Source organism: Rhodoferax sp., assembly GCF_018063565.1.
In the GTDB taxonomy this organism is placed as follows: Bacteria; Pseudomonadota; Gammaproteobacteria; order Burkholderiales; family Burkholderiaceae_C; genus Rhodoferax.
In genome coordinates this window covers 91803-110159 of the sequence record NZ_JAGPBB010000003.1, presented here as the reverse complement: position 1 = coordinate 110159, position 18357 = coordinate 91803, and the positions used below count along the sequence as shown (strand labels likewise).

Below are 18357 nucleotides of genomic sequence, written 5' to 3'. Positions count from 1 at the left end.
CAGCGCGCCTGCAACAATGGCTCGAACGCCAGTTTCGTAGCGGGCGAACCGTGCGGCCAGCGCATGGGCAGGGAGCGCCCTTTAACTCCGACGACGTAAACAATCTGGCATTTCACTTTGGCGAGGCCTTGTTCGCGATGGGCGAGGTGCAGGGCGTGGCGCCACCGGGCAGTCGCGCGTAGGCAGTGGAACATCACATCCAAATCCCGTGCCTCTCGGGTAAACGTCGGCTCTGCCTGCTGCCCGGTCAATGGCGTTTCAGGCTCGCCTTGCCCGTTTTCCCGACAAACCGCTTTTCAAACTCCGGCGCAGGCGTTAACCGCAGCAACAAATACACAAAAGACCCACCGGTTGCCCCAGACTTTTGCTTCTCCCGTGTGAGTTGCCGCCCAGTGGGGCTGCTGTGCGGCATCTGAACTTTGCACACGCAAGACGGCACATGTCCGTCAGCCAATAGCGGTTACACCGAACCCACCGTCACAAGATAGATGGTCAATTGCGATCCTACCCCCGAAAATTGGCGCCATAAGCTATATTTAGAGTAGCAAATCATCGTCATTTCCACAACCGCCAACCATGCTCTCCATCTCCATCGGCCCCCTGGCGCTGCCGGTCCTGCCTTTGGTGCTGCTGTTGTCGGTGTGGATTGCAGTTACCCTGGCACGGCACCTGGCACCCAAGGCAGTCGGTCCACAGGCCGAAAACATCCTGTGGGGGGCGGCAGCGCTAGGATTCTTGGCAGCGCGTCTGGCCCATCTGATGCGCTATGCGGACGCCTACCTCGCTACCCCCTGGGCCATGCTGGATGTGCGCGATGGGGGTTGGTTTGCGCCGGCAGGCTGGGCAGTTGCCGGTCTCTGGCTGGCATGGTGTGGCTGGCAGCAAGCGACGATGCGGCGCGCATTGGGGCTGGCAGCCTTTGGCGGCACCGTCGTCTGGGCAACTGGCCTGGCGGTGCTGTGGATGGCTGAAGCCAAGCCGTCGCAGCAACAGGTGCCGGATGTACGACTGACCGAACTGAACGGCGTGCGCACGCTGCCTTTATCCCAACTCGTCGCAGGCAAGCCGGCGGTGGTCAATCTGTGGGCCACCTGGTGTGGGCCTTGTCGTGCCGAGATGCCCGCATTGGTCGCTGCCCAGCAGCGCATGCCAGGAGTGATGTTTGTGTTCGTGAACCAAGGCGAGGCCCCGGCCCCGGTGAACGCGTATCTACAGCGCTCCGGTCTTAACCTGGGCCAGGTGTGGCTTGACCCGGCCAGCCACTTGGGTCTGGCGGTCGGTTCCCGGGGTTTGCCCACCACATTATTTTTCGATGCCAAAGGTCAGCGCGTCGATGCCCACTTTGGCATGCTCAATGCAGCAGCCCTACAGGTTCAGTTGGATCGTTTGCGCGAACAATAAGAGTTTTCAGACTGGGCGTTTTCCACTGGTCAACAGGTTCACAGCAACACGTGAACACGTGCTACACTGATTTCAACTGGAAGGAAGTGCCGCCATGTCCAATCTGACCATTTCTGTGGATGATGAGCTGATTCGGCAAGCCCGCATCAAAGCGATCGAGCAAGGTACCTCGGTAAGTGCCAAAGTGCGCGAGTTTCTGGCGCAATACGCCCGCGGTACCGACCCTGCCCCCGCGGCCGTGACCATCGCTTTGCCGATTTTTGACGGTGCCAGCGGCCTGCAGCAAGGGATTGACCCGCTGAGCAACAAGTCCATGTTGCAGGCAACTGAAGAATGACCCCTGATGTCAACGTGCTGGTGGCCGCATCGCGCGCGGATCACCCCCATCATGCAACGGCGCTGACATGGTTGACCCAAGCCATGACCCACGCTCAGGCCCATGCAGACCTGAAGCTGCTGGGCGCAGTGGTCACCAGCTTTCTGCGACTGGTGACGCATCCCAAGGTGTTTTCGGTGCCCACACCCACCGCGCAGGCCGTGGCATTCATCGATGGCATACTGGCCAGCCCGGGGACAGCCATGCTGCCCACCCATGATGCATGGCCGAAATTGCGCGGCTTGTGTCTGGATCAGAGTCTGAACGCCAACGCGCTGCCCGAAGCCTGGATCGCCGCCTGTGTGCTGCAACAACAAGACGTGCTGGTCACATTCGACCGCGATTTTGTCGGCCTGTTACCCCCCAAGCGTCTGCAACTTTTATTGCCTACCGTATGAGCTCTGTTTTTAACTTCACCTTTGTCCCGTGGTTCCGCTCGGTGGCACCCTATATCCACAAATTTCGCCACCAGACCTTTGTGATCGGTGTCTGCGGTGAGGCCATTGCTGCCGGCAAACTGCCCAATCTGGCGCAGGACCTGGCACTCATCCAGAGCATGGGGGTCAAGCTGGTTCTGGTGCATGGCTTTCGTCCACAAGTCAACGAGCAGCTCAAAGCCAAGGGACACGTCGCACGCTACTTTAAAGGTGTTCGCATCACAGACGAGGTGGCGCTGGATTGTGCACAAGAGGCCGCCGGCCAGTTGCGCTACGAAATCGAGGCGGCGTTCAGCCAGGGTTTGCCCAACACGCCGATGGCAGGTGCCACGGTGCGGGTGATTTCCGGCAACTTCCTCACAGCACGCCCTGTGGGGATCGTCGAAGGGGTTGATTTTCAGCATTCAGGCGTGGTGCGCAAGATCGACACCGCAGGCATCATGCGGTCACTGGACATGGGCGCCCTGGTCCTGATGTCACCCTTTGGCTTTTCACCGACTGGCGAAGCCTTCAACCTGGGGATGGAAGAGGTGGCCACCTCGGTTGCCACCGCGTTGCAGGCCGACAAACTGATTTTTGTCACTGAAGTACCGGGAATCGCCACCAACATCCACCAGCCTGTCAGTGACGACAACCCCATCGACACCGAGCTACCGCTGGAGGCGGCCGAGAAACTGCTGGCCGACTTGCCGGTGGCGGACAAACCCACCGACACTGCGTTTTATCTGCAGCACTGCATCAAAGCCTGCAAGGGTGGTGTGGAGCGCAGTCACATCATCCCGTTCGCAGTGGACGGCTCAATCCTGCTTGAGGTGTACGTGCATGATGGCATCGGCACCATGGTGGTCGACGAGAAGTTGGAGAGCCTGCGCGAGGCGGATGTGGATGACGTTGGCGGCATTTTGCAGCTCATCGAGCCGTTCGAGAGAGACGGCACGCTGGTCAAACGCAGCCGCACCGAAATTGAGCGTGATGTGGGCCTGTACACCGTGATCGAGCACGATGGCGTCATTTTTGCCTGTGCTGCCCTCTACACCTACCCGGAGGCACGCACCGCCGAGATGGCAGCGTTGACGGTGTCGCCCGAGGTTCAAGGCCAGGGCGATGGCGAGCGGGTCTTGAAGCGTATCGAGCAACGTGCCAAGTTGGCTGGGCTGGAGAGCATTTTTGTGCTGACCACGCGCACCATGCACTGGTTTCTCAAACGCGGTTTTGTGCAGGTCGACCCCGAATGGCTACCCGAGGCGCGCAAGCGCAAGTACAACTGGGACCGCAAAAGCCAGGTGCTGGTGAAAAATATCAGCTGATGCCCCCGTTTTGTGCAGGTTTGAGCACGACACTTGCTTGGTTTTTGCGACGGGTGCGCACGGTGCCCGTCAACTCACTATCTTCAGGAAATTTTTTCATGAGCTCTCTCAATTTCATCGGTGGAGAAAAAGGCGGCGTCGGCAAATCGGTCGTGGCACGGCTGCTGGCCCAGTACTTCATCGACCAGTCCATACCCTTTGTGGGTTTTGATACCGACCGCTCACACACCTCGTTTACCCGCTTTTATGCTGACTATGCCAGCCCGGTGCTGGTGGACAGCTACGAGGGGCTTGACCAGGTGGTCAACGTGTTTGACGCTGAGCCCGGCGATGCCGAGGCGACCCGGGTCATTGTGGACCTGGCCGCCCAGACCGCCGCGCCATTGGCGAGCTGGATCAAAGACTCGGAGCTGCTGAGTGTTCTGGCTGATCTGGGTGTCAGCGTTAACTTCTGGCATGTCGCGGATGCCGGCAACGACTCGGTTGACCTGCTGGACAAACTGCTCGACACCTATGGCAACGGCCCCAACTACCTGATCGTGCGCAACCTCGGCCGTGGTACAGATTTTTCTCAACTGGATGGCTCTGCGGCGCTAGCGCGCGCACTGTCTCTGGGTGCCCGGGTACTCAATCTGGCCCAACTCCATGAAGCGAGTATGCGCAAGATTGACCGGCAAAACGTCAGTTTCTGGGCAGCCGTGAACAACCGCTCAGGCGACGACAGCTTGGGAATGCTTGAGCGTCAACGGGTTCGCTCGTGGCTGAAAAAAGCCTACGAATCCTTTGACACGCTGCCTGTTTAGCCGGCGGTGTACCCAAGCCAAGCCTGCCATTGGACAGGCGTTTGACATGAAGGCGAGTTTGCAGCGAAAATTGCCCTGGTCAAGCTAAAAAACCAATTCAAGAGACCGTCATGCCAGAGCTGAAAAAAACGCCCACTCCCAACGCCGAAATCACGCCCAGCCCGCCGGCGTCAAACCCCGCAAAACTGGTTCCCGCCAGAACAGAGACGCGCAAGAGAAGCGCACCGACGATGGTCACGCGGCGCGCGGTTCTCGGCGACACCACGGGTGCAAAATCCAGCGCCGGCATTGGCAAACGCGCGGTGCAAGCGAGCCTGGATGCGGCGCAGGTCAGCCAGCAAAGCGCGATTTTGGACATTCTCTCCCACGCGACAGACAAGTCAGACGCCCTGCGAACGCTGCTGGCAGGCAGTTCCGAGGATGACATAGCAGCCTTGCGCCAGGTCCTGTTGGGCAGCCAACTCAATCCCAATGGTGCCTCTGACACACCTGACGAGCAACTGGCCAGCGACTGGCGCAGCGGTGGTTACCCCTACAAGAACCTGTTGTCGCGCAAACGTTATGAGGCTGAAAAGTACAAACTTCAGGTTGAGTTGCTCAAGTTGCAAAGCTGGGCCAAAGACACCGGACAGCGGGTCGTCATTCTGTTTGAGGGGCGCGACGCCGCCGGCAAAGGCGGCACCATTCGCCGCTTCATGGAGCATCTGAATCCACGCGGTGCCCGTGTGGTGGCCCTTGAGAAACCCACCGAGTCGGAGCGCGGTCAATGGTATTTCCAGCGTTATGTGCAGCATCTGCCGACTTCGGGCGAAATTGTGCTGCTGGACCGCTCCTGGTACAACCGGGCCGGGGTCGAGCGGGTCATGGGCTTTTGTTCCGAGAGCGAGTACCAGCAGTTCATTCACCAGGCGCCGATGTTTGAACGCCAACTTGTGCAAAGCGGCATCCATCTGATCAAGTTCTGGTTCTCGGTCAGCCGCAAGGAGCAGCGCCGCCGCTTCAAGGAACGTGAACTGCACCCGCTCAAGCAATGGAAACTCAGTCCGATCGACCTGGCCTCGCTCGACAAATGGGACGAATACACCAAAGCCAAAGAGGCCATGTTTTTCGAAACTGACACCGCCGATGCACCCTGGACCGTGATCAAGTCAGACTGCAAGAAGCGCGCACGCCTGAACGCCATGCGCTATGTGCTGCACAAACTCCCCTACACCAACAAGGAAATCAGCAACATTGGTGCGCTCGACACCCTGCTGGTGGGTCGCGCCCACGTGGTGTATGAACGGGGTGAGCACCCGGGTGGTGCCATGATTTAGATGGACGGGCGATGCCGGTGCATCGCCTTGCGCCCCAATACAAGCAGGGCCACAAGCAACACACCACCGAACCAGAGGAAGGACCAATTGGCGATCGAGCCACCCAAGAATGTCCAGTCTATCGCCGCGCAGTCACCACTGCCTTTGAAGATCATCGGGATGGCACGGCTCAGCGGGTAGCTTTCAATCATGCCGTAGAAGTCTCGGCCGCACGTGGCCACCTCAGGTGGAAACCACTGAAGCCAGCTTTGTCTTGCGGCAACAAACGCGCCGAATCCGGCACCCAGCAAGAGCGCAACCCAGCCCACAGTTTGCATGACTAGTCTGCCGCTAGCGCTTATCAGAACAGCGATAATTGCCACAAAAAGCAGAGCATAGCGCTGCACAATACACATCGGGCAAGGGTCCAAACCCTGGCTATGCTGCAAGTACAAACCAAATGCAAGCATGGCAAAACTGACCATGCCGATCAGCATCGAGACACGCCTGACCGAGTGGTCAAGCCACAACAACAGGGAATTCACCACCACTATTTGTTGGCTTCGTCGAGTGCCTTGCAAGACGGTGAACACACCGCCTGCGACTTGCCCAGGATCTTCTTGGACACCATCTGCGAGCGTGCGCGATGTTTGCCACACAGGAAGCAGGACATGGTTGCGGCACCAAACGAGGTTGCCGCCGTGAAAGGCGACCCCGAGACTTTGGATTTGTAACGCAGGCCATCGGCCACAATTTTGGTTTTGGTATCTGCTTTTGCCATAGGGTCGCATTTTACCGCAGACCACGCAGTCCACCAAAAGCTTGCTAAAGTTGCCCCTTCTCCAAAACTGAAAAGGCACAGCATGGCGCGCACGGTGAACTGCATCAAACTGGGTATCGAGGCTGAAGGACTGGACCTTCCGCCATATCCAGGCGAATTGGGAAAACGCATCTGGCAAAGTGTGAGCAAACAGGCATGGGCTGACTGGCTCAAACATCAGACCATGCTGGTCAACGAGAACCGGCTGAATCTGGCCGATGCCAGGGCACGGCAATACTTGGCGCGACAGATGGAAAATCATTTCTTTGGCAGCGGTGCCGACGCTGCGCAAGGTTACGTCCCACCCAAAGTCTGAGTTTTCTGGCTTCTCGGTGGTTAGAGCACGGCTGGCACGGTTTGCCATGCTGGCGCGTTCTTGACACGGAATTCGGCGACGGCGAGGCGTTCCTTCGAACCTGGCTGGCCTGGAAGCAGGACGCCCACGCGCCACGCCTGCTGCATTACGTGGCCTGCTGCCAACAGCCGGTTGCGGCCAACCAGTTGTTTTTGGGCTCGGAGGCCGACCCGGACATCGTTGCATTGACCAAAACGCTGGTGCCGCAGTGGCTGGGTTTGCTGCCCGGTTTCCATCGCTTCCTGCTGAATCAGGGTCGGGTGATTCTGACCTTGTGCATTGGCGACACCCTGGCGCTGTTACGCCAGCAGCAGTTTGCCGCAGATGCTTTGTACCTGTCTGCGACGCTGGTTGATGCGGCACACGCCAGCCATGACATTCGCCTTAGGCTCGCCAAGGCGCTGGCCCGCTGCAGTCGCCGCGGCACGACGCTGCGATTCAATGGGGCACCCGTACCTGGCCGGCTGGCATGGCAATCGGCATTGGCCTCCTGCGGTTTTGCTTTCCGGCCTGCATCGCCCGGACCGAACGGCGATGAGGACGGCCCGAATGTGGTGTTCGACCCGCCCTGGCCCATTCGGCACAGCCGACAAACCGATCTGACCACCGCCCTGCCAATCCAGACCTGTGCCATTGTGGGTGCTGGCCTCGCTGGCGCGGCAGTGGCTGCCGCACTGGCGCAACGTGGCTGGCAAGTCCGGGTGTTTGATCAGTCCGCCACAGCCGCTGCTGGCGCCTCCGGCTTGCCAGCCGGTCTGGTGGTCGCGCATGTTTCCAGCGACGATTGCCAGCTTTCGCGACTTTCGCGCGCCGGCGTGCGTTTGATGCTGCAACAGGCACGGCAACACCTGGTCACCGGGCAAGATTGGGGGCCCCATGGCGTTCTGGAGCGCCAGGTCGGTGGTTCACCGCAGTTGCCAAAAGCATGGCCTGCGCCTGGGTGCGACTGGGTCAGACCTGGTCATCCGACAACGCAGGGGTGGCCCGAGCACAACGTCATCACGGACTCACTTTGGCACCCGCAGGGCGCGTGGATCAAACCGGCGGCGCTGGTACGGGGCTGGTTAAAGCAGCCGGGGGTGGATTTTCAGCCGCAGACGCAAGTCACTGGTTTGCGCCGCGGCGCGCAGGGCTGGGCGCTGCTGGATGCGACTGGCACCTTGATCTGTCATGCAGATCGGGTGGTGCTGGCCAACGCCTGCGGCGCCAAACCCCTGCTGCACTCTCTGGCGTTACAGGAGCCCGAGTTCGCCCTGCGCCTGGCGCGGCTACCCGCCAGCCATGGAATGCGGGGCCTGATGAGTTGGGGGAAACATCGTGAAGACACAGCCGAGCAACGGGCTTTTCCGATCATTCCTGTCAATGGCTCAGGCAGCGTGATCGCCCACGTGCCGCTCGCATCGGGGACAGCGTGGTACATCGGTTCATCCTATCAACCCGAGACACAGCCAGAACGCACCGATGCCGACAACCACGGCCGCAATTTTGCGCACCTGCAGCAGTTGTTGCCCGAGCTGGCAGAAGATTTGCGCCAAGACTTTGCACGTCAGCAGGTGCAAAGCTGGAAGGGCACCCGCTGTGTCACCCGCGATCGGCTGCCGCTGGTTGGTGCGCTGGACGGCGGGCCTGAGCCCAGCCTGTGGATCTGTGCTGGTCTGGGCTCGCGCGGCTTGAGCTTCTCGGTACTGTGTGCCGAACTGCTTGCCGCACGGATGGGTGCAGAACCGTTGCCGGTGGAGGCCCAACTCGCCAAGGCGCTAGACGCGCTGCGCGCCTGAGCTTGCCAGAGCGATCAGCGTTCTTTGCTGTACGGAATGCCCAGCGCCTTGGGTGCCACCGATCTGCCCATAAAGCCGGCCAGCAACACCACTGTCAACACATAAGGCAGTGCCTGAATCGCCTGCACCGGGACTTCACCCAGGCCCGGCAACTGCACTCCTTGCAAGCGGATGGCCGCCGCATCGAGAAAACCAAACAGCAAACACGCCCACAGGGCCCGCACCGGATGCCAGCGACCAAAGATCAGCGCCGCCAAAGCCATGAAACCACGACCCGCAGTCATGTTCGGTGAAAAGCTGGCGCTTTGGGCCAGCACCAGGTAGCTGCCCGCCAAGCCACACAAAACACCGTTGAGCGTCAGCGCCAGGTAGCGCAACCGCTGCACCGATACCCCGGCGGCGTCCACCATCTGCGGGTTCTCACCCACCGCGCGCAGGCGCAAGCCAATGCGCGTTCTGAACACCCCCCACCACAGCAGCGGCACCAGCAGCAGTGCCAAGTACACCAGAGCGTTGTGCCCCAGCAGGCCGTCTCCCAGAATACGGCCTATCCAGGGCACACTGTTCAAGGCGCTGGCCAGACCCGGCCAAAGTGCCGAAATCCGCACCGCATCACTCACTGGGGGGGTTTGCCCACCTTGCGAAAACCAGGCCGCACCCAGCACCGCCGTCAAGCCCGCTGCAATGATGTTGATGGCGACACCCGACACCACCTGGTCACCCTGGTGGCTGACACAGGCCAGGCCATGCACCCATGACATACTGACGGCCACCACCATGGCGGCCAACAGCGCCAGGGTGGTCGACCCACAAGCAGCGCCGCAAGCACCAGCGGCAAAGGCCGCCAACAGCATTTTCCCTTCGAGCGCAATATCCACCACGCCAGAGCGCTCGGACAACATCCCCGCCAGCGCGCAAAAAATCAGCGGCGTCGACACCCGCAACGTCGACGCCAACATGGCCCCAAGCAAGGTCTCATCCATGACGGGCTCCCGAGTCAGTGGGTGCCCGACTGAACCAGCCCAGCACCCGTGCCAACTGCGGTGCAATCACATAGGTCATGGCACCCGAAAACAGCACGATGAAACCCTGCAGCATCACCACCATGTCCCGACTGAACCCCTGCACCTCAAACGCTACTTCAGCCCCGCCTTGAAACAGCGCGCCAAAAAGCAGACTGGCCAGCACAATGCCCAAGGGGTGGTTACGTCCCATCAGGGCCACCGCGATACCGGTAAAGCCGGCGCCACTGACGAACTCGAGCAGCAGCTTATGACTCACACCGGCGATCTCGTTCATGCCCACCAGTCCGGCCAGCGCCCCAGAGATCGCCATGGCCACCAGGACCTGCCGGGGTGCCCGAATGCCAGCGTATTGGGCCGCACTCGGACTGGAACCCACCGCTCGCAAACGATAGCCGGCGCGGGTATGCCACAAGAAGAAATACACAAGCAACGCAGCCAGCAAGGCCAGGACCAGACTCAAGTTCAGAGGTGACGCGGGCCAATCCAACCCGAGCCAGGCCAGTGCGTGATGGATTCCGGGCAACTTGGCCGACGCGGCAAACTCGGCACTTTCAACCGACATGTTGCCCGCTGGTCGCAGATGATTGACCAACAGATACACCAGCACACTGCTGGCAATGAAGTTGAACATGATGGTGGTGATCACCACATGACTACCCCGATAGGCTTGCAGATAGGCCGGCACGGCGGCCCATGCCAGGCCAAAAAAGGCACCCGACAGCATCATCAATGGCAGCATCAGCCAGGCAGGCAAAAACGCAGACCACCACAAAGCCGCCAGGCCGGAACCCAGCCCTCCCATGATGGCCTGACCTTCACCGCCGATGTTGAACAAACCACCATGAAAGGCCACCGCCACCGCCAGCCCGGTAAACACAAAAGTGGTGGCGTAATAGAGGGTGTAGCTCAAGCCCCGGGCCGTTCCAAAGGCACCCTGCACCAGCACATCGATCACCTGCAGCGGGTTCTGCCCGACCAGCGCCACCACCCCACCAGCCACCGCCAGCGCCACCAGCAGGCTGACCAGCGGCAGCAACAACAAATCAGCCCATCGTGGCAACGTACGGTTCATGCCTGCCCCCCCGTCATCAGCAGCCCCAGGGCTGATTCTGAGCACTGTGCAATAGGCAGCTCACCGACAACCCGCCCCTGATTCATCACCACCACCCGATCCGACAGCGCCAGGATTTCATCGAGCTCGCTTGACACCACCAGCACGGCGCAGCCCGCCTGCCGTAGCGCACGCAGCTGACTGTAAATGAACTCGATGGCACCAATGTCCACGCCCCGGGTGGGTTGGCCGACCAGCAAAACTCTCGGCGCGCGGCCGAGTTCACGCGCCAGCACCAACTTTTGCTGATTCCCCCCGGAAAACTTGCTGCTGAGCAACTCCGGATCATCGGGGCGCACATCAAAACGCTGCATCATCGCCAGCGTCGCTGCACGCATGCCACGGTGCTTCATCCAGCCATGGCGGGCGTAGTTGGGCAAATCATCGTAGCCCAGTGCAGCGGATTCCCAGGCAGCAAACGCCATCACCAAGGCGCGCGCATGGCGGTCTTCGGGTACATGGGCCAGCCCGAGCTGACGTGCCCGCGTCGGATCCAGCCATCGCAGGCCAGCAAAGTCTTGACCCAGCAGATGCAACTGACCCTCATCGGGCACCAGCAAACCCGACAACACATCGATCAGCTCACTTTGCCCATTGCCCGACACACCCGCCACCCCCACTATCTCACCGGCACGCAGGCACAGCGAGACGTCCTTGAGCCGCTGCACCCCCAGCTTGTCACTAACCGCCAGACCACTGGCCTGCAGCAACACCTCACCGACCTGGGTCGGTGTGTCGGTCAGGCGCCCCATGTTCACCTTGCGACCCACCATGGCCTGCGCCAGGCTTTCGACGGAGGCCTGCGCAATGGACACGTCATCCACCACGCGACCAGCACGCATGACCGTCACCACATCACACAAAGCCATCACCTCTTTGAGCTTGTGAGTGATCAGGATCAAGGTGCTGCCTTGCTCCCGCAGACGACGCAGCACACCAAACAGCTGGGTGGTTTCCTGAGGGGTCAGCACCGCCGTGGGTTCATCGAGAATCAGGACCCTGGCACCACGGTACAGGGCCTTGAGGATCTCGAGGCGCTGGCGATCACCCACCGGCAGGTCTGCCACCCGCTTGTCGAGCTCGATCTGCAGGCCGGTGGAGGCCATCAGGGTGTTCAACCGGTCCCGCACCTGTCTTTCGGCACGCAACAACAGCCAGTGCGGTTCGGCACCCAGCATCACGTTCTCAAGCGCTGTGAGTGTGTCAACCAGCATGAAGTGTTGGTGCACCATGCCAATGCCCAAGGCAATCGCATCATCCGCATTGCGGATGCGGGCAGGTTTGCCAAACACGTCAATCTGCCCTGCGTCAGCCTCGTAAAAACCGTACAGGATCGACATCAGCGTACTTTTGCCAGCACCGTTTTCACCCACGATGCCATGCACCGTCCCGGCCTGCACAGACAGCTCGACATCAGCGTTGGCAGCCACGGCGCCAAATCGCTTTTGAATCGCCCGCATGCGAACGGCGATCGTCGAGGGGTCAGGCATGGGCGCAGCGCACGGAGACGATCCATGAGCCCTTCAAACTGACTCCCTTCGCTTCAGGCATGTTTTAGGCCTTCAGCGCTTATCCAGCTTATGTTTCAAGCTACAGATTTAGTCAATACTTGCAGGCGTTGTCGGCCATATAGTCAGCCACCTTGATCTTGCCACTGATGATGTCAGCCTTCATGGCATCGACCTTTTTCTTCATGTCGGCACTCACCAGACTAGCATTGTGGCTATCGAGCGCGTAGCCAACGCCGTTTTCCTTCAGACCCAGCACGGTCACACCGGGTTTGTGACCCTTGGCCGCGTTGTACACCGCCACGTCCACCCCTTTGACCATCGAAGTCAACATGGTGCCGCTCTGCAGATGGTTCTGGTTGCTGTCAACACCGATGGCCAGCTTCTTGCTGTCCTTGGCTGCCTGGTACACGCCAATGCCGGTGCCACCTGCAGCAGCAAACACCACGTCAGCTCCCTTGGCAAACTGGGCCTTGGCCAGTTCACCTCCCCGTGCCGGGTCGTTCCACGCGGCACCGGTGGTGCCGGTCATGTTGGCAAACACTTCTGCCTTGGGGTTGGCGTACTTGGCGCCTTGCTCGTAGCCGCACTGAAACTTGCGAATCAGCGGAATATCCATGCCGCCCACGAAGCCGACCTTGCCGGTCTTGCTGGCCATGGCCGCCATGGCGCCCACCAGGAAACTGCCCTCCTGCTCCTTGAACACCACCGACTCCACGTTGGGCTGATTCACGACCATGTCGATGATGGCAAATTGCAGCTTGGGAAACTCTTTGGCGAGTTTTTCAATCGCCGAGGCTTGGCCAAAACCGATGCCGATGATGGGGCTGGCACCCTTTTCCGCCATGCGACGCAGTGCTTGTTCGCGCTGTGACTCATTGGAAATCTCGAACTCCAGGTACTTTTTGCCAGTTTCTTTTTTCCACTTTTCCATGCCGTTGTAGGCAGCCTCGTTAAACGACTTGTCAAACTTGCCCCCCATATCAAACACCACCGCCGGCTCAGCCAGCAGCGCCTGGCTACCCAAAACGGCAAATGCCAAAGCAGTCAAACGGAAAGCGGATTTCAGTGTCATGGCAAAACTCTTTCAATAGTTGAGAAAACGCTCCAACAGGAGCTGCATGGAATTTCAAGCGTGAACTATGCCACGAATCAGGGTCCCCAAACCTGCGCGCCATAATGGCCGTCTGTCATTTTTAATGAGGCTCAGGACATGATTCTGGTTGCTGGCTCTGCCAATCTGGACTTTGTGGTGCGCGCTCACCACATCCCCACACCCGGCGAGACTGTGCTCGGGCAGACGTTCACAACCTACCCGGGCGGCAAAGGCGCCAACCAGGCCGTAGCCTGCGCCAGGGCCGGTCAGGCCACCACCCATATGCTGCTGTGCGTGGGTGATGACCACTTTGCCGCCCCGCTGCTGGATTCGCTCAGTGCCGCGGGTGTTAGGCTATATCGGGTTCCATCGCAACAGCAGCCTACCGGATGCGCTTTTATTTGTGTAGCAGACAGTGCCGAGAACGCGATCACAGTCGCACCGGGGGCCAATCTGTGCCTGCAGGCTGAGCATTTGCCCATCCTGACGGGTTTCAGCCACCTGTTGATGCAGCTCGAGATTCCGCTGGCCACGGTCATCGCCTACGCCCAGTCGGCCCATGCGCAGGGTGTTCGGGTGGTACTGAATGCCGCCCCGGCCGAAGCCTTGCCGATCGAGTTGCTGGCATCGGTGGACGTTCTGATCGTCAACGAGGGTGAGCTCGCCGCGCTGGTGCCTTACCCGGTCAGCTTGATCACCAATCTGGCACAGGTCGCGGTGCCCTGTGTGGTGGTCACTTTGGGTGCGCGCGGCTGTGTCGCGCGTCTGGGCAACAATTTTTTTGTGCAACCGGCATTCCCGGTTGACGCTGTGGACACCACCGGTGCGGGTGACACCTTTTGTGGCGTGTTGACTGCCGCCCTTTCCCGCGGGGACACCATCACCGAAGCCATGCTTCAGGCCAGCGCCGCTGGTGCGCTGGCGTGCACCCTGGCAGGTGCGCAGTCCAGCATACCGTCAGCCAGTGCAGTGGCGGCGTTTCTGGCCAGCCAGCCCGAGCCGTCGGAGGACGCAATCGATGTTTTGCGTGGCTACTGTGGTCTTGGGTAAAGCTCGGTCTCGGCGGCATCCACATGGTGCGCCTCGAACTCAGCTCAACACACCGTGATGTCTCTCAACTCAGTGGAGATGTTGGCGTACTACGCTGCCAGAGCGCCCTACTACGATGCGGTTTACAGCAAACCCGAGCGGCGCGAGGACATTGCTTTCCTGACAACCCACCTGCCTGAGCGGTTGCGCGGACGCACCGTGCTTGAAATCGCCTGCGGCACCGGCTACTGGACCCAGCACATCGCGCCGGCTGCGAAGCAGTTGGTCGCCACCGACCTGAGCGCCGAGCCGCTGGGTTTCGCGCGCTTGCGCCCTGGCACCGAAGGCGTGGCGTTTCACCATATCGATGCCTATGCACTGCCCGCCCGGCTGGGGTCTTTTGGCGGAGCGTTTGCCGGCCTATGGTTCTCGCATGTGCCGGTTCAAGCGCGCGGCCGTTTTCTGGCCGGACTGCACGCCTTGCTGCAGCCCGGTGCTCGGGTGCTGCTGCTGGACAACAACGAGGTGCAACTGCGTGATTTTCCGATTGCCGAGACTGACACCAACGGCGACACCTTTCAGCAGCGCAGCTTGCAGGACGGATCGGTTCATCGCGTGCTGAAAAACTTTCCGACCGAGACCGAACTGCGTGCGCTGCTTGAGCCGGTTGCCAAGACCATTCGCTATCAACAGTTGCAAAACTTCTGGCTGCTGGAGTACGAGATTTGACGTCGGGGCGTACCCTGCTCAGCCAACGCGCCTGGCTCGAAGTCACAAGCGTTACGGCCAAAACAGCTAACATTTGTCAGCCGGCGAGTCTGCCAGCGGCCCGCACCGCTTTTTTTGCTTGACCTGTGCCGGCTCAAATCAAAAACCCATGACCAATCCACACCCACGCAAAGTCATTTTTGACACCGATCCCGGCGTCGACGACGCCATGGCGCTGTATTACGCGCTGGCGCACCCCGGCATCGATGTGATCGGCATCACCACCACGTTTGGCAATGTGTGGGTCGAGCAGGCCAGCATCAATGCGTTGTACCTCTGTGCCTTGGCGGGGCGGAACATCCCGGTGGCGCAAGGCGCAAACCGACCTTCGGTCAAGACGGCCGAGCCGCCACCCGACTTTATTCATGGTGCTGACGGCTTGGGCAATCTGCCACAGCGCCAGCCTTGTCACAGGCAGGTCGACCGACGCAGTGCTGCGCAGTTCATGGTGGACATGGCGCGCCAGCAGCCGGGCGAGATCACGCTGGTGGCGGTGGGGCCGCTGGGCAACCTGGCCGCTGCGCTACAGCTGGAGCCCGAATTACCCAGATTGGTACGCGAGGTGGTGTTGATGGGCGGCACGGTGATCGAGTCAGGCAATGTGTCGCCGGTGGCTGAAGCCAATATCTGGAACGACCCGCACGCCGCCGACATCGTCTTCACCGCCGGCTGGGAGCTGACCATGGTCGGGCTGGATGTGACGCACCAGGTGATCGTGCCGCTACAGTTGTTCGAGCAGATCGCGGCGCAGCACAAGCATCCGGCTGCCGACACCTTGCTGCACGCCGTACGGTTCTACAGTGCCTTTTATGGTCAGCACGACCCGCTGGTCGGCCAGGTGGTCGGCTGCTATGGGCACGATGTACTGGCATTTGTGGTGCTGACCCACCCGGAACTGTTTACGCTGCAACGTGGCCGGGTGCGCGTAGCAGTTGACGGCCTGGCGCAGGGTCAGACCATGATGCAACGCAAGGCGGTGACTTATCCGCAACACGGCTGGCATGAGGAGATTCCTCACACGCGGGTCTGCATGGATGTGCAGGCGCCAGCCTGTCTCGCGGAAATTGCTGCCACCCTAGGCAGCGACTGGCTGCGTCAGTCAAGCGACACGGCCTGACGCAGCTCAAGCGCGGTCACAAACCGTCCGGCACGCTGGGAAGCCCGGCCAGTGCCATCGCCAGTTCGCTCTCGTCGTACTTTTCGTCCGTCAACTCACCGGCAAAGTACTTCTGGTAGGCTGCCATGTCCAGGTGGCCGTGGCCGCACAGGTTGAACAGAATCGTCTCCGATTTGCCCTCGGCCTTGCAGCGCAGCGCCTCTGCAATCGCGCCCTTCACCGCATGGTTGGCTTCAGGCGCCGGCACGATGCCTTCGGCGCGCGCAAACATCACACCGGCCTCAAAACACTCCACCTGGTGGTACGACACGGCTTCAAGCAAGCCGAGTTCCTTGCAGTGCGACACCATCGGCGCCATGCCGTGGTAGCGCAAGCCACCGGCGTGAAATCCCGGCGGGGTGAACTGGCTGCCCAGCGTGTGCATTTTTGTCAGCGGGGTCATCTTGGCCGTATCGCCAAAGTCGTAAGCGTATTTGCCGCGGGTCATCGACGGGCAGGCCGCCGGCTCCACCGCCACGATGCGTGGCTTGGGGCCACCGCGCAGCCCATGGCCAATGAACGGGAAGGCAATGCCGGCAAAGTTGGAGCCACCACCGGTGCAGCCCACCACCACATCGGGCCAGGTGTCGGCCATTTCCATCTGCTGCATCGACTCCAGGCCAATAATGGTCTGATGCAGCAGTACATGGTTGAGCACCGAGCCCAGCGCGTATTTGGTGTCTTCGCGCTGCACGGCCAATTCAACGGCTTCAGAGATCGCAATGCCCAGGCTGCCCGGGTGGTCGGGCCGCTTGGCCAGCACCGAGCGGCCGTAGGCGGTTTCCATCGACGGTGACGCCACACAGCGTGCGCCATAGGTTTCCATCATGGCACGCCGATACGGCTTCTGGTCGTACGACACGCGCACTTGAAACACCTCGACTTCCATGCCGTACAACTGCCCCGCAAACGCCAGCGAGGTGCCCCACTGGCCCGCGCCGGTTTCGGTCACCAGGCGTTTCACACCCGCCACTTTGTTAAAAAACGCCTGCGCCACCGCCGTATTGGGTTTGTGGCTGCCGGCCGGGCTGACACCTTCGTATTTGTAAAAGATCTTGGCGGGGGTACCGAGGATTTTTTCCAGCCGATGCGCCCGGTACATGGGCGCCGGGCGCCACAGGCGGTAGACATCGCGTACCGGCTCTGGGATCTCGACCTCGCGCTCGGTCGTCACCTCTTGCATGATGAGCGCCATGGGAAACAGCGGCGCCAGGTCGTCCGGCCCCACCGGTTGCATCGTGCCGGGGTGCAGCACCGTGGGTAGTGGCTTGGGAAAGTCGGCCTGCAGGTTGTACCAGGCTTTGGGCATCTGGCCTTCGGACAATAAGTATTTGGTTTGGTCGCTCATCGTGGCTCCTTGAATTTTGAATGAAAGGGCGGGTTAAAAATTCAGTGTCTTGACGCCACTGGCCGAGCCCAACAGGCAGACCTGCGCCTTTTGAAACGCAAACACGCCGACCGTGACCACACCCGGCCACTGGCTGACCTGAGTCTCAAAGGTCAGCGGGTCGGTGATCTGCAAGCCGGTTATATCCAGAATATGTTGACCGTTGTCGGTGACCAGTGGCGCAGCATCTTTGAGCCGCAGCGTCACCTGCGCGCCCATGCCCTCAAACTGACGCTTGAGACGCTGCGTGGCCATCGGGATCACTTCCACCGGCAGCGGAAACTTGCCCAGTACAGGCACCAGCTTGGACTCATCGGCGATGCAGACAAAGCGGCGCGATTGGGCCGCCACAATTTTCTCGCGCGTGAGTGCCGCGCCGCCGCCCTTGACCATGTAGCCGCTGGCGTCAATTTCGTCGGCGCCGTCGATGTAAACCGACAGCTCGGCCACCTCGTTGCAATCAAACACCGCAATGCCCAGCGCTTGCAGGCGCGCCGTGCTGGCTACCGAGCTTGACACCGCGCCCTCAATCTGGTCTTTGATGGTGGCCAGCGCGTCGATGAATTTGTTGACCGTCGAACCCGTGCCCACACCCACGATCTCGCCCGGCACCACAAACTTAAGGGCGGCTTGGCCCACCAGGGTTTTGAGCTCGTCTTGCGACAAAACAGCTGCGGCGGGGTTGGGCGCTTGCGTCATCGGGGA

The 18357-nt window shown here is 60.6% G+C and carries 20 protein-coding genes; 12 read left to right on the top strand and 8 right to left on the bottom strand.

Going from position 1 to position 18357, the window contains the following annotated elements; all coding sequences use genetic code 11:
* From KBF66_RS01710 to ppk2, 7 genes are all read left to right on the top strand, one after another.
* Positions 1-182: hypothetical protein (locus tag KBF66_RS01710; protein WP_296651162.1), on the top strand; the 182-nt coding region annotated here is incomplete at its 5' end.
* A gap of 394 nt (positions 183-576) precedes the next feature.
* Positions 577-1401 carry a TlpA disulfide reductase family protein gene (locus tag KBF66_RS01705; RefSeq protein WP_296651157.1) on the top strand — a complete coding sequence of 275 codons (825 nt, stop codon included), beginning with the start codon at positions 577-579 and terminating at the stop codon, positions 1399-1401.
* A gap of 94 nt (positions 1402-1495) precedes the next feature.
* Positions 1496-1738 carry a DUF6364 family protein gene (locus KBF66_RS01700; protein ID WP_296651155.1) on the top strand — a complete coding sequence of 81 codons (243 nt, stop codon included), beginning with the start codon at positions 1496-1498 and terminating at the stop codon, positions 1736-1738.
* Complete coding sequence (locus KBF66_RS01695) at positions 1735-2175, top strand: TA system VapC family ribonuclease toxin (RefSeq protein ID WP_296651149.1); 441 nt, start codon at positions 1735-1737, stop codon at positions 2173-2175. The genes KBF66_RS01700 and KBF66_RS01695 overlap by 4 nt, the downstream gene beginning before the upstream one ends.
* Positions 2172-3521, top strand: a complete 1350-nt coding sequence (gene argA / locus KBF66_RS01690; protein WP_296651145.1) for an amino-acid N-acetyltransferase — start codon at positions 2172-2174, stop codon at positions 3519-3521. Before KBF66_RS01695 ends, argA begins: the two co-directional genes overlap by 4 nt.
* A gap of 98 nt (positions 3522-3619) precedes the next feature.
* The gene (locus KBF66_RS01685) at positions 3620-4324 is read left to right on the top strand and encodes a mobilization protein (RefSeq protein ID WP_296651142.1); all 705 of its coding nucleotides are present in this window, start codon (positions 3620-3622) and stop codon (positions 4322-4324) included.
* Positions 4325-4434: 110 nt separating this feature from the next.
* The gene (gene ppk2, locus KBF66_RS01680; RefSeq protein WP_296651137.1) at positions 4435-5640 is read left to right on the top strand and encodes a polyphosphate kinase 2; all 1206 of its coding nucleotides are present in this window, start codon (positions 4435-4437) and stop codon (positions 5638-5640) included.
* Here ppk2 and KBF66_RS01675 read toward each other — a convergent pair.
* A complete protein-coding gene (locus tag KBF66_RS01675; protein WP_296651133.1) occupies positions 5637-6116 on the bottom strand; it encodes a disulfide bond formation protein B in 480 nt (159 codons plus the stop codon). The genes ppk2 and KBF66_RS01675 overlap by 4 nt on opposite strands.
* A 53-nt stretch (positions 6117-6169) precedes the next feature.
* The gene (locus KBF66_RS01670; protein WP_296651130.1) at positions 6170-6400 is read right to left on the bottom strand and encodes a hypothetical protein; all 231 of its coding nucleotides are present in this window, start codon (positions 6398-6400) and stop codon (positions 6170-6172) included.
* An 82-nt stretch (positions 6401-6482) separates the two neighbouring features.
* On the opposite strand from KBF66_RS01670, the gene KBF66_RS01665 reads away from it, so the two are divergent.
* Positions 6483-6755, top strand: a complete 273-nt coding sequence (locus KBF66_RS01665; protein ID WP_296651121.1) for an oxidative damage protection protein — start codon at positions 6483-6485, stop codon at positions 6753-6755.
* A 41-nt stretch (positions 6756-6796) separates the two neighbouring features.
* On the top strand, positions 6797-8572 hold the full coding sequence (locus KBF66_RS01660; RefSeq protein ID WP_296651118.1) for an FAD-dependent oxidoreductase: 1776 nt from the start codon (positions 6797-6799) through the stop codon (positions 8570-8572).
* 14 nt (positions 8573-8586) lie between these two features.
* Here the strand turns inward: KBF66_RS01660 and KBF66_RS01655 are convergent, their stop codons facing one another.
* The 4 genes from KBF66_RS01655 to KBF66_RS01640 all read right to left on the bottom strand — a co-directional run bounded on the left by KBF66_RS01655 (position 8587) and on the right by KBF66_RS01640 (position 13291).
* Positions 8587-9555, bottom strand: coding sequence for an ABC transporter permease (locus KBF66_RS01655; protein WP_296651116.1), 969 nt, complete (start codon positions 9553-9555; stop codon positions 8587-8589).
* A complete protein-coding gene (locus KBF66_RS01650) occupies positions 9548-10669 on the bottom strand; it encodes an ABC transporter permease (protein ID WP_296651114.1) in 1122 nt (373 codons plus the stop codon). Before KBF66_RS01650 ends, KBF66_RS01655 begins: the two co-directional genes overlap by 8 nt.
* Positions 10666-12198, bottom strand: coding sequence for an ABC transporter ATP-binding protein (locus KBF66_RS01645; RefSeq protein ID WP_296651112.1), 1533 nt, complete (start codon positions 12196-12198; stop codon positions 10666-10668). Before KBF66_RS01645 ends, KBF66_RS01650 begins: the two co-directional genes overlap by 4 nt.
* Before the next feature lie 112 nt (positions 12199-12310).
* Entirely contained in the window at positions 12311-13291 is a 981-nt protein-coding gene (locus KBF66_RS01640) for a BMP family ABC transporter substrate-binding protein (protein WP_296651109.1), read from the bottom strand.
* A gap of 138 nt (positions 13292-13429) precedes the next feature.
* On the opposite strand from KBF66_RS01640, the gene KBF66_RS01635 reads away from it, so the two are divergent.
* The 3 genes from KBF66_RS01635 (at position 13430) to KBF66_RS01625 (ending at position 16226) form a co-directional block, all read left to right on the top strand.
* The gene (locus KBF66_RS01635; protein ID WP_296651106.1) at positions 13430-14362 is read left to right on the top strand and encodes a ribokinase; all 933 of its coding nucleotides are present in this window, start codon (positions 13430-13432) and stop codon (positions 14360-14362) included.
* Positions 14363-14419: 57 nt separating this feature from the next.
* Positions 14420-15070, top strand: a complete 651-nt coding sequence (locus KBF66_RS01630) for a class I SAM-dependent methyltransferase (RefSeq protein WP_296651104.1) — start codon at positions 14420-14422, stop codon at positions 15068-15070.
* 148 nt (positions 15071-15218) lie between these two features.
* Complete coding sequence (locus KBF66_RS01625; RefSeq protein ID WP_296651101.1) at positions 15219-16226, top strand: nucleoside hydrolase; 1008 nt, start codon at positions 15219-15221, stop codon at positions 16224-16226.
* A gap of 16 nt (positions 16227-16242) precedes the next feature.
* On the opposite strand, the gene KBF66_RS01620 is transcribed toward KBF66_RS01625, so the two are convergent.
* Both KBF66_RS01620 and rpiA read right to left on the bottom strand, forming a co-directional pair.
* Positions 16243-17613: a TrpB-like pyridoxal phosphate-dependent enzyme gene (locus KBF66_RS01620; RefSeq protein WP_296651099.1), complete on the bottom strand. Its 1371-nt coding sequence runs from the start codon at positions 17611-17613 to the stop codon at positions 16243-16245.
* Positions 17614-17646: 33 nt separating this feature from the next.
* Positions 17647-18351, bottom strand: coding sequence for a ribose-5-phosphate isomerase RpiA (rpiA, locus tag KBF66_RS01615; RefSeq protein WP_296651094.1), 705 nt, complete (start codon positions 18349-18351; stop codon positions 17647-17649).
* Between the last annotated feature and the right edge of the window lie 6 nt (positions 18352-18357).